Origin of the sequence: Pseudolysinimonas sp. (assembly GCF_031389465.1) — a bacterium.
Classification (GTDB): Bacteria; Actinomycetota; Actinomycetes; order Actinomycetales; family Microbacteriaceae; genus Pseudolysinimonas_A.
In genome coordinates this window covers 1-11189 of record NZ_JANMSQ010000156.1, presented here as the reverse complement: position 1 = coordinate 11189, position 11189 = coordinate 1, and the positions used below count along the sequence as shown (strand labels likewise).

Sequence of the window (11189 nt, the reverse complement as noted above, 5' to 3'; positions counted from 1 at the left end):
CAGCGCCGAGCCGCAGCTGGCCTTCGGCGGCGACGACGACAACTTCCTCGGCATCGACCCCGAATCGCTGCAGATGGATTTGGGCGATGACCCGGTGGCCTTCGCCAAAAAGTGTCGGGCGAGCACTGCAGGGCCAGGTCGAGGGCGATCTCGAGCCCGTGCGTGGCGGCCTCGGCGACGAACCAGCGGAAGTCGGCGAGAGTGCCGAGGTCGGGGTGGATGGCGTCGTGACCACCCATCGTTCCGTCTGGAAGGGGTCCGCCGATCGCCCACGGGCTGCCCGGATCGTGTGGCCCGGCCTCGGGGGAATTGTTCGGCCCCTTGCGGAACGCGACACCGATCGGGTGAATCGGGGGCAAGTACAGAACGTCGAAACCCATCGCCGCCACCCCGGGCAGGCGCTTCGCGGCGGTGCGGAACGTGCCCGAGGTCCACGAGCCATCCTTCGCCTTCTTGGCGCCTTCCGATCGTGGGAAGAACTCATACCAGGAGCCGACGGCCGCGCGCGCCCGTTCAACCCGCAGGGTCAGTTCCTGCGACTCGGTCACGAGCGACAGGAGAAGATGCGCGGCGATTGCCTTCGCGAGCCGGGGGTCGTGCGCGACCTTGAGGCGCGCTACCGCCGAGAGGCCCGGGTCGGCTAGCGCGCGAGCGGCGTCGGTGAGCACTTTGCCCGACCCGCGCTCGAGCACCTGGACGCCCGCCGCGAAAACGAGGTCGACATCCTGGTCGGCGGCGACCTTGATCTCTGCGGTGTGCAGCCAGGTGGCCCAGTCGTCGCGTGCCGCCCGCACCCGCCACCGCCATCCGCCCGTCGTGTCGACGCGCACCTCGGCGCGCTGCCGGTCGGTGCCCTTCGCGATCTCGCGCATCGGATGACGCGTGACGGCGCCCGACGGGTCGGTCAGTTCCAGCTCGACGAACAGCACGTCGTGGCCTTCGCGGAAGACCGTCGCTTCGAACGGCACCACTTCGCCGACGTAGGCGTTTGCCGCCCACAGGTTCTCGTTCTGTCGCGGGCGCAAGTCGCGGATCGGGATGCGACCAAGCTGGCCCGGCACGCGGACGGAGCGGTCAGCAGGGACGGCCATGACACGACCGTACTGCGTCGCTAGCGCTGCGCCGAGGATGTTACCCCGTGCGGTTCGGCGGGGTAGAGCGAATTGTGACGTTGCTGGGTGACGTGCGGGTGGTCTCGCTCGTAAGCTGGAGTGGGGGTCACCCGAACCACCCAGGTGCGACGGGGGTCGCACTGGGTTTCCCTGGGAGCCCGGGCAACCGGAGTTCCCCGGTGACGCCTCGGCGCGAGTAGGTTATGCGCCGGTGTCATGGCGGGAGCGACCGCGGGACGGGAGTCGGGGGACACTCGTCCCGCGGTCGTCGCGTGCTGCCCGTCGCGTAACCTGGCGGTAACTCCGCGCCGTAGGCTCGCACACTGTGAAAGCCATCCGCCGGTTCACCGTCCGTCCCGTACTGCCCGCCGAGCTGGGCGCGCTCGACGAACTGGCGGCGAACCTTCGCTGGTCGTGGCATCAGCCGACGATCGACCTGTTTCGGGACGTCGATCCGGTGCTGTGGGAGCTCGACGCCGATCCCGTCGGGCTGCTCGGCGAGGTGACGCCGGCCCGGCTCGCCGAACTCGCGGCCGACACCGGCTTCGTCGACCGCGCGAACGCTCTGCGCGACGACCTGCGCGCCTACCTGGCCGAGCCGCGCTGGTACCAGTCGCTCGGCGCCGAGGTTCCCCGCTCGATCGCCTACTTCTCGCCCGAGTTCGGCATCGCGGCCGCCCTGCCGCAGTATTCGGGGGGTCTCGGCATCCTCGCCGGCGACCACCTGAAGAGCGCCTCCGACCTCGGGGTGCCGATCATCGGCGTCGGCCTGTTCTATCGCGCCGGCTACTTTCGCCAGTCGATCTCCCGCGAAGGTTGGCAGGAGGAGAGCTATCCGGTCGTCGACCCCGACGGGCTGCCGATGCGGGTACTGCGTGACCCCGATGGCTCCGCGGTGTGCGTCGTGCTCGCGCTGCCCGAAGGTCGCGCGCTCACCGCACGCATCTGGCGGCTGGATGTCGGCCGTGTGCCGCTGCTGCTGCTCGACACCGACATCCCCGAGAACGCCGAAGAGCTTCGCGGCGTCACCGACCGGCTCTACGGCGGTGGCGGCGAGCACCGGTTGCTGCAAGAGCTGCTCCTCGGCATCGGTGGCACGCGTGCCGTGAAAGCCTTCGCGGCGCTCGAAGGCCGCGACGAACCCGACGTGTTCCACAGCAACGAAGGGCACGCCGGGTTCCTCGGGCTCGAACGCGCGGCCGACCTCATCGGAGAAGGGCTGACCTTCGACCAGGCCATTCGCGTCGTGCGGGCCGGAACCGTGTTCACCACGCACACCCCGGTGCCAGCGGGCATCGACAGGTTCGAGGCGCCCCTCGTCGAACGCTACTTCTCCACCGACCTGCTGCCGGGGGTCGACGTGGCCGACGTGCTCGCGCTCGGGGTCGAGCCCGAGGTCGCCGAGAAGACGTTCAACATGGCCGTCATGGGGCTGCGCCTCGCCCAGCGGGCGAACGGCGTCTCGAAACTGCACGGCGAAGTCAGTCGCTCGATGTTCAACGCGCTGTGGCCCGGCTTCGACGCCGACGACGTGCCCATCGGTTCCGTCACCAACGGTGTGCACGCCCCCACCTGGACCGACGCCGAAGTGACGGCGCTCGCCGCCGCGAAACTGGCTACTTCAGACACCACGACCGCCGACTGGACGTCGTCTGCGGTGACCGACGCCGACCTGTGGGCGCTGAAGCGGCGGATGCGCGGTCACCTCGTCACCGACGCCCGCAGTCGGATGTCGGCAGCCTGGGCCGATGAGAACCCGGGGATCGCCGACCCCACCTGGTTCCGCGATCTGCTCGACCCCGACGTGCTCACGATCGGCTTCGCCCGGCGGGTGCCGACCTACAAGCGCCTGACCCTGATGCTGCACGATCCCGAGCGGCTGCGCGCGCTGTTGACCCACCCGGAGCGGCCCATCCAGCTCGTCATCGCCGGCAAATCGCACCCCGCCGACGACGAAGGCAAACGGCTCATCCAACGCCTCGTCGAATTCACCCAAGGCGCCGACGTTCGGCAGCGCATCGTGTTCCTGCCGAACTACGACATCGGCATGGCGAAGCGGCTTTATCCGGGCTGCGACATCTGGTTGAACAACCCCCTGCGTCCCCTCGAAGCGTGCGGCACGTCGGGGATGAAGGCAGCACTCAACGGCGCGCTCAACCTGTCGATCCTCGACGGCTGGTGGAACGAGTACTACGACGACAGCAACGGCTGGGCCATCCCGTCGGCGGACTCGGCGGGGGACGGGGCCGAGCGTGACGCCCTCGAAGCAGCCTCGCTCTACGACCTGCTCGAACACCAGATCGCCCCGCGGTTCTACGAGCGAGGGGAGGACGGCATCCCGGTGAAGTGGGTCGCCGACATGCGCCACACCCTCGCGACACTGTCGCCGGAACTGTCCGCCGACCGCATGGTGCGGCAGTACGTCGAGAACCTCTACCTGCCGGCTGCGGCCGCCGAACGCGCGATCACGGCGTCGTCGTTCCAGCCGGCCCGCGACCTCGCCGCCTGGACGGCCCGGGTGCAGGCGGCCTGGCCGAGCGTGCACGTCGCCCACGTCGAATCCGGGGGGGTGGATGCGACTCCGCAGCTCGGCGAGCAATTGCACGTGCGGGCGTACGTGGAGCTGGGCGACCTCGCTCCCGACGACGTCAAAGTCGAGTTGGTGCACGGCCACGCCCGCGACGGCGATGAGCTCGCCGGCATCCGGCGGTTGCGGCTCGACCTCGAAGCACACGATCTCGGCTCGCCGGCGACCTTCCAGGGCACCGTCACCCTCGACCGCTCGGGGTCATTCGGCTACACCGTGCGGGTCGTGCCCAATCACCCCCTCCTCGCCACCCCCGCCGAGTTGGGGTTGCTCGCCACGGCGTGAGTTGTCCCAAATGGTGCCTTCACGCGCGTGAGATATCCCAAATGGGATGTCTCACGGGGACGGGCACCTGTGGGGGTTAGCGCGAAATGTCCGCGACGACGGCGGCGGTGGCCCGGATGAGGTCGGCGGGGGCGAGCTCGAGGTCAAGACCGCGCCGCCCGCCGCTGACGAACACCGTGTCCCACAGTTCGGCCGTCTCGTCGAGCACCGTCGGATGCGCCGTCTTCTGGCCGATCGGCGAGATCCCTCCGACGATGTAGCCCGTGCGACGTTCGGCGAGTGACGGGTCAGCCATCGCCGCCTTCTTGCCTCCCACCGCCGCGGCGAGTGCCTTGAGGTCGAGTTTGCCGGTCACCGGAACGATGCCGACGACGATGCGGCCGTCGACATCCGCCAGCAGCGTCTTGAACACCCGGTCGGGTTCGACGGCGAGTGCGTCCGCCGCCTCCCGCCCGAAGTCGGTGACGGCCGGGTCGTGCGCGTAGGAGCGCTCGGTGAACGGGATGCCCGCAGCCTTCAGCGCGACGACCGCCGGCGTGCTCAGAAGGTGGTTCCTGCGGGGAAGGCGGAGAGCATGAACGCGAGGTAGATCACGAAGACGAGGGTGCCGAGAACCGTGACAACGATCCCGATGATGAGACCGGCCATCGCGATGCCGCGGCCGCTGTTCGGGTTGCCTGCAGCTTCGGCTCGTTTGGCGCGGGCGAGCCCGAACGCCGAGAGGATGATGCCTGCGATCGATGCGATCACGCCGAAGATGATCCATCCGCCCGCCGACACGATGAGCCCGGCGATCGCGAGGCCGTTCGAGCGCGAGCCGTAGGCGGGTGCCCCGTACGGGGCTGCGACGTAGGGCGACGCCGGAGCGTAGGCCGGCTGGGTGGCGTACGTCGGCGGTGCGTATGGATCGGGCCGAGCGTCGGCGGTCGGCGTTCCGAAGCTGAACCCGGCGGAGTCGGCGACGGGCGTCGCAGCGACCGAGGCACCGCTGAACGTGGCACCGCCGACTGTGGCACCGCCGACCGTGGAGGCGCGCTTCTGGTCCGACCACCCGGACCCATTCCACCAGCGCTCGCCGGCGGGGTTTTCGGGGTCGGCGTACCAGCCGGCCTGAGGCGGTGCGACGTCAGACATGAGTATGAATCTAGTGGGCGCTAGTGCGCCGCTAGTGCGCGCGAAAGAGCAGGATCGAGGTCGGCCCGACGGGCAGCACCTCACCCGGCACGTGCTCGGGAACGCGGTCGCTGATGTCATCGTGCGAGGAGTCCCACAACAGCGTGTACGCGGTCACGCCTTCGTGTGCGGGCAGGGTAACTGTCACGTTGGTCTCCAGCCCGTGGACGACGAGCAGGATGCGGTTGAAGTCTTCGAACTCGGGGGTCGAGGCCGCCAGGTACTGCAGCGTGCGCTCCGAGGGAGAGTCCCAATCTTCGAGCGACATCGACAGGCCCTGCTTGTTGTACCAGTCCATCTGCGTCGCGCTCGGGGTCGTCTCCCCGAAGCGTCCGAACCGCACGGGGCGAAGCGCCGGGTTCTCGCGACGCAGTTCCATCAGGTGCCGCGTGACGTCGAGCAGCTCCTGCTGCCACTCGTCGCGCTCCCACGACAGCCAAGTCAGCTCCGAGTCGTGACAGTAGGCGTTGTTGTTGCCGCGCTGGCTGCGGCCGAACTCGTCGCCCGCGGTGAGCATCGGGATGCCGGCGGAGAGCAACAGTGTGCCGAGCAGGTTGCGGATGCCGCGCCGCCGGGTCGCGAGGATCGTCTCGTCGGTCGTCGGACCCTCGACGCCGTGGCCCCACGACTTGTTGTCGTTCGACCCGTCGCGGTTGTCCTCGCCGTTGCCGATGTTGTGCTTCTGGTCATACGACACCAGGTCCCACGCGGTGAATCCGTCGTGCGCGGTGATGAAGTTGACGCTCGCGAGCGGGCCGCGCTCAAGGGCGAACACGTGGTTCGATCCCGCGAGTCGGCGGGCGAGCGACCCGATCCCTTCGCTCGGCAGCCCTCCCGCGGCACGCGCCGACGCGACGTCGCGCAGCCAGAAGTTGCGCATCCGGTCGCGGTAGCCGTCGTTCCACTCGGAGTACCCGGCCGGAAAGTTGCCGACCTGCCAGCCGCCCATGCCGACATCCCACGGTTCAGCGATCATCTTCACCCCGGCGAGGGAGGGATCGTCGAGAATGGCGAGTAGCAGCGGATGCTGGGGATCGAACTCTGCGCCGACGCCGCGGCCGAGGGTGGCTGCGAGGTCGAACCGGAAGCCGTCGACGTGGCACTCGTTCGCCCAGTACCGCAACGAGTCGAGCACGAGCCGCTGTGCGACCGCACGCGAGAAGTCGACGGTGTTGCCGCATCCTGTCGTGTCGATGTACTGGCCGGCCGCGTCCTGTCGGTAGTACGACGCGTTGTCGAGTCCGCGGAACGAGAACACCGGCCCGGCCCGGCCCTCCTCGGCGGTGTGGTTGTAGACGACATCCAGCACCACTTCGAGGCCGGCCTCGTGCAGCCCTCGCACCATCTGCTTGAACTCGCGCAGCACGGCACCGGTGCCGCCGGTCTGCGCCTCGCGGGTTGCGTACGCCGCGTGCGGCGTGAAGAAGTTGAGGGTGTTGTAGCCCCAGTAGTTGATGAGGCCCATCTTCTGCAGGCGCTGCTCGCTGACGCTCTGGTGCACCGGCAACAGTTCGAGCGTCGTGACGCCGAGGTCTTTCAGGTACTCGATAGCGGCGGGGTGGGCGAGGCCGGCGTAGGTGCCGCGCAGCTCCTCGGGGATGCCGGGATGCAGCTTCGTGAACCCCTTCACGTGGGCTTCGTAGACGACTGCGTGGTCGAGCGGAACGTCGGGCTTCACGGCCCCACCCCAGTCGAACGCGTCGTCTTGCACGTACCCGCGCCACTCGCCGCTGCTCGTGCGAGCGAGGCCGCGCGCGTACGGGTCGAGGAGGTTCTTCTTCGGATCGAACGCGTGCGTCGCACCCTTCGGACCGCGGGCGCGCAACGCGTAGTACGTGCCGGGCGTGAGGTCTTGGCTCACGGCGCTCCACACGCCGTTGGCGTCGCGGTTCAGAGGCACAGTGGTGTCGGCGTACGACGGGTCTTTGCCGTCGAAGATGCACAGGTCGATCCCGGTCGCGTTCTCGCTCCAGACCCGGATCTCGCCACCGTCCTGGGCGCCGCGCACACCGAGATCGCGGAGCGGATCGGCGGCGGGCATGCGAACCAGCGTAGGTGTTCCTAGGGTGGGGCTATGTCCGTCTACCTCGACCACGCGGCGACGACGCCGATGGCGGCGGCCGTACGTGAGGCGTACGTCGAGGCGCTCGGTCTGGTCGGCAACCCGTCGTCGATCCATGCTCACGGTCAGGCGGCGCGCGACCTGCTCGAAACCGGACGGGAACGGGTGGCGGCCTCGCTCCGAGTCGACCCCGTCGAGGTCGTGTTCACCGGCGGCGGAACCGAGGCCGTGAACCTCGCCATCAAGGGCACGTTCTGGGCGCGCAACCGTGGGTCGAGTGCCCGCGAAGCGGGTGTATCGAGACCCCGCATCCTCACCACCCGTGCCGAGCACCACGCGACCCTCGACGCCGTCGACTGGCTGGTGCGCCACGAAGGTGCTCTCGTCGACTGGATCGACATGGATGCCGTTGGCCGTCTCTCACTCGACTCGCTCGAGCAGGCGCTTTCCCACGATCCCGACGACATCGCCCTCGTGACGGCCCTGTGGGCGAACAACGAGGTCGGCACGCTGCAGCCGGTCACCGAGATCACGGCGCTCTCCCATGCGGCCGGGGTGCCCGTGCACCTCGACGCGATCGCCGCCTACGGTGCGGTGCCGATCGACGTGCACGCCGTCGGCGCCGACCTGGTGTCGGTCTCGGCCCACAAGATCGGCGGACCGGTCGGCATCGGCGCGCTCGTCGTCGCCCGCACGGCGACCGTCGAACCCCTCATCCACGGCGGCAACCAGCAGCGCGCCCGCTCGGGCACCCAGGATGCCGCCGGGGCTGCCGCGTTCGGGGTGGCGGCGTCGATCTCGCACGACGTCTCGGCGCTCGCCGCGCTGCGCGACCGGCTCATCGCGGGGCTGCTCGCGCTGCCCGGCGTCGAATTGCGGGGCGACCCCGACCCAGCGGGTCGGTTGCCGGGCAACGTGCACGTGACGTTCTCCGGCTGTGACGGCGATGCGCTGCTGTACCTGCTCGACCGCGAAGGCTTCTCGGTCTCGACGGGCTCCGCGTGCCAGGCGGGGGTCGCCGAGGTGTCGCACGTGCTCGCCGCGATGGGCGTGCCCGACGACGTGGCACGGGGTGCCCTGCGCTTCACCCTCGGCTCCGACACGACGCCCGACGCGATCGACACCCTGCTCGCTCTCATGCCCGACGTGTTCGCCCAAGCCCGCACGGCATCCGCTTCTCGTCCCTGATGACGGCTATTTGCCCGAGATGGTCGCCTTTCGCACTCGAAAGTAGACCATCTCGGGCAAATAGCCAGGGTCACAGCCGCCACGGGCAACCCCAACTAGCCTGTACGGGTGAGAGTTCTCGCGGCGATGAGCGGCGGCGTCGACAGCGCCGTTGCGGCGGCGCGCGCCGTCGACGCGGGGCACGACGTCGTGGGCGTGCATCTCGCGCTCTCCCGCCAACGCGGCACGCTGCGCACCGGCTCACGGGGCTGTTGCACGATCGAAGACGCGATGGATGCCCGCCGCGCCGCGAATCGCTTGAGCATCCCGTTCTACGTGTGGGACTTCAGCGAGCGGTTCGCCGAGGATGTCGTCGAAGACTTCATCGCGGAGTACGCCGCCGGCCGCACCCCCAACCCGTGCCTACGCTGCAACGAGAAGATCAAGTTCGCGGCGCTGATGGAGAAGGCCCTCGCCCTCGGCTTCGACGCGGTCGCGACGGGGCATTACGCCGACATCCGCATCGGGCCCGACGGGTCGCGCGAACTGCACCGGGCGGCGACCTGGGCGAAGGATCAGTCCTACGTGCTCGGGGTGCTCACCGCCGACCAGTTGGCGCACGCGATGTTCCCGCTGGGGGCGACCCCGTCGAAGGACGAGGTGCGTGCCGAAGCGGCCGCCCGCGGGCTGACGGTCGCCGCGAAGCCCGACTCGCATGACATTTGCTTCATTCCCGACGGCGACACCCGCGGCTGGCTGGCCGAGCACGTCCCCGAAGGCCACAGTGGGATGGCGGAGGGCGCGATCCTCGATCGCACCGGCGAGCGCATCGGCACCCACCCCGGCGCGGTGGGGTTCACCGTGGGGCAGCGCAAGGGTCTCGACATCGGATTCCCCGCCGACGACGGCAAGCCGCGCTTCGTGCTCGAGGTGCGACCGAAGACCAACGAGGTGGTGGTCGGCCCCCGGGAGGCTCTCGCCCTCGCCGAACTGGCGGGCACCCGCATCAGTTGGGCCGGCAACCCGCCCGCCGACCCTGCGACCCCGTTCGACTGCGAGGTGCAGGTACGCGCGCACGGCGACCCCGTTCCAGCGACGGCACGAGTGGATGGCGGGGAGCTCGTCGTGACCCTCGCCGCACCGCTGCTCGGGGTCTCACCGGGGCAGAGTGCGGTGCTCTACGTCGGCACCCGGGTGTTGGGGCAGTTCACGATCGACCGCACCGTTTCGGCCGTTCCGGCCCAGGTGTGACGCCCGCTGGCTAGCTTTGGACCACCCGGCCATTCATCGTCGAGTACCTCAATGGCTACGTGGTCATCGAGAACGGGGTGGCGACGATCGGCGACGACTACACCGACCGCGCACCCTACGACGCATTCGTGGAGGCGTGGAACGCGGGCTGAGTCGGCTTCCTCGAGGGTCGTAGGTCGTTCGTAAGCTGACGTCATGCCTCGCGGATCGCAGTCGCCAGCCCCCGAGCAGCTTCCGGACACCACGAGCGCAGATCTGGCCGCCGCGAAACGGGAAGCCGACGACCTGACGGCGCGCATCCTCGAGCTGCGCGAGGCATACTACGAGCGCGACACGGTGCTCGTCGACGACGCCGAGTACGACGCGATGATGCACCGCCTCGAAGAGCTGGAACGGCTGCATCCCGAACTGCAGGGCCAAGACAGTCCCACGCAGACCGTCGGGGGCACCCGCTCGACCCTCTTCGACGAGGTGCGGCACGCGGAAGCGATGCTGTCGCTCGACAACGTCTTTTCGCGCGACGAGTTTCTCGCCTGGGCCGCGAAGGTCGAGCGCGACGCCGGTCGCCGCGTCGACTACCTGTGCGAACTCAAGATCGACGGGCTCGCCCTCAACCTCCGGTACGAAAACGGCGTGCTCGTCTCGGCTGCGACTCGAGGCAGCGGGGCCGTCGGTGAAGACGTCACCGAGAACGTGCGACTCATCGCGTCGATCCCACGAAAACTCGACACCGATTCCCCGCCCCCGCTCGTCGAGGTGCGTGGCGAGGTGTTCTTCACCACGGCGGCGTTCGAGACCCTCAACGCCGCGCAGGTCGAGGCCGGCGACCGCATCTTCGCGAACCCGCGCAACGCGGCATCCGGGTCGCTGCGCCAGAAAGCGGAAGGCAAGTCGGGTGATGCCCTCGCCCGGATGCGCTCGCGCATCGGGCACCTGTCGATGCTCGTGCACGGCATCGGGGCGTGGCAGAACCCGCCGGTCGACTCGCAGTCGGAGGTCTATGCGCTGCTGAAATCGTGGGGGCTGCCGACCTCCACCCGCTTCGAGGTGGCGCCCGGCGTTGATGGGCGGGGCGCCGAGGCGGCCGCCGCGTACATCGAGAAGTACGGTGAGAAACGCCACTCGGTCGAGCACGAGATCGACGGCGTCGTCGTCAAGGTCGACGAACTCGCGCTGCACGACGAGTTGGGTGCGACCAGCCGGGCGCCGCGCTGGGCGATCGCCTACAAGTACCCGCCCGAGCAGGTGAACACCAAGCTGCTCGACATCGTCGTCTCGATCGGGCGCACTGGCCGTGCGACACCGTTCGCGGTCATGGAGAAGGTGCGGGTTTCCGGCTCCGAAGTGCGCCAGGCGACGCTCCACAATCAGGATGTCGTGAAGCTCAAAGGTGTGCTCATCGGCGACACCGTCGTGTTGCGCAAGGCGGGCGACGTCATCCCCGAGGTGCTCGGCCCCGTCGTCGAGCTGCGCGACGGCAGCGAGCGCGAGTTCGTCATGCCCGCCGACTGTCCGGTGTGCGGCACGCCGCTCAAGCCGGCGAAGGAGGGCG

8 protein-coding genes are annotated in these 11189 nt (G+C 69.2%); 4 read left to right on the top strand and 4 right to left on the bottom strand.

Annotated features, from left to right (window positions below):
* The coding region (locus RMO30_RS06045) for a maltotransferase domain-containing protein (protein WP_309710788.1) at positions 1-1091 on the bottom strand (1091 nt) is incomplete at its 3' end.
* A gap of 346 nt (positions 1092-1437) precedes the next feature.
* Here RMO30_RS06045 and glgP point away from each other — a divergent pair.
* The gene (gene glgP, locus RMO30_RS06040; protein ID WP_309710785.1) at positions 1438-3984 is read left to right on the top strand and encodes an alpha-glucan family phosphorylase; all 2547 of its coding nucleotides are present in this window, start codon (positions 1438-1440) and stop codon (positions 3982-3984) included.
* A gap of 76 nt (positions 3985-4060) precedes the next feature.
* On the opposite strand, the gene ybaK is transcribed toward glgP, so the two are convergent.
* Genes ybaK through glgX form a run of 3 tightly spaced genes read right to left on the bottom strand, consistent with a single transcriptional unit; the run spans position 4061 to position 7198 of the window.
* Positions 4061-4528, bottom strand: a complete 468-nt coding sequence (gene ybaK / locus RMO30_RS06035) for a Cys-tRNA(Pro) deacylase (protein WP_309710789.1) — start codon at positions 4526-4528, stop codon at positions 4061-4063.
* The gene (locus RMO30_RS06030; RefSeq protein ID WP_309710783.1) at positions 4525-5118 is read right to left on the bottom strand and encodes a DUF2510 domain-containing protein; all 594 of its coding nucleotides are present in this window, start codon (positions 5116-5118) and stop codon (positions 4525-4527) included. The genes ybaK and RMO30_RS06030 overlap by 4 nt, the downstream gene beginning before the upstream one ends.
* Before the next feature lie 31 nt (positions 5119-5149).
* Positions 5150-7198 carry a glycogen debranching protein GlgX gene (gene glgX, locus RMO30_RS06025; protein WP_309710780.1) on the bottom strand — a complete coding sequence of 683 codons (2049 nt, stop codon included), beginning with the start codon at positions 7196-7198 and terminating at the stop codon, positions 5150-5152.
* Between the two features lie 33 nt (positions 7199-7231).
* Between glgX and RMO30_RS06020 the strand changes: the two genes are divergently transcribed.
* From RMO30_RS06020 to ligA, 3 genes are all read left to right on the top strand, one after another.
* Positions 7232-8407 carry a cysteine desulfurase family protein gene (locus RMO30_RS06020; RefSeq protein WP_309710778.1) on the top strand — a complete coding sequence of 392 codons (1176 nt, stop codon included), beginning with the start codon at positions 7232-7234 and terminating at the stop codon, positions 8405-8407.
* Positions 8408-8515: 108 nt separating this feature from the next.
* Positions 8516-9637 (top strand): tRNA 2-thiouridine(34) synthase MnmA, encoded by a 1122-nt coding sequence (gene mnmA / locus RMO30_RS06015; protein ID WP_309710776.1) that lies wholly within the window; start codon positions 8516-8518, stop codon positions 9635-9637.
* Between the two features lie 195 nt (positions 9638-9832).
* A partial coding sequence (ligA, locus tag RMO30_RS06010) for an NAD-dependent DNA ligase LigA (RefSeq protein WP_309710774.1) occupies positions 9833-11189 on the top strand: 1357 nt, incomplete at its 3' end.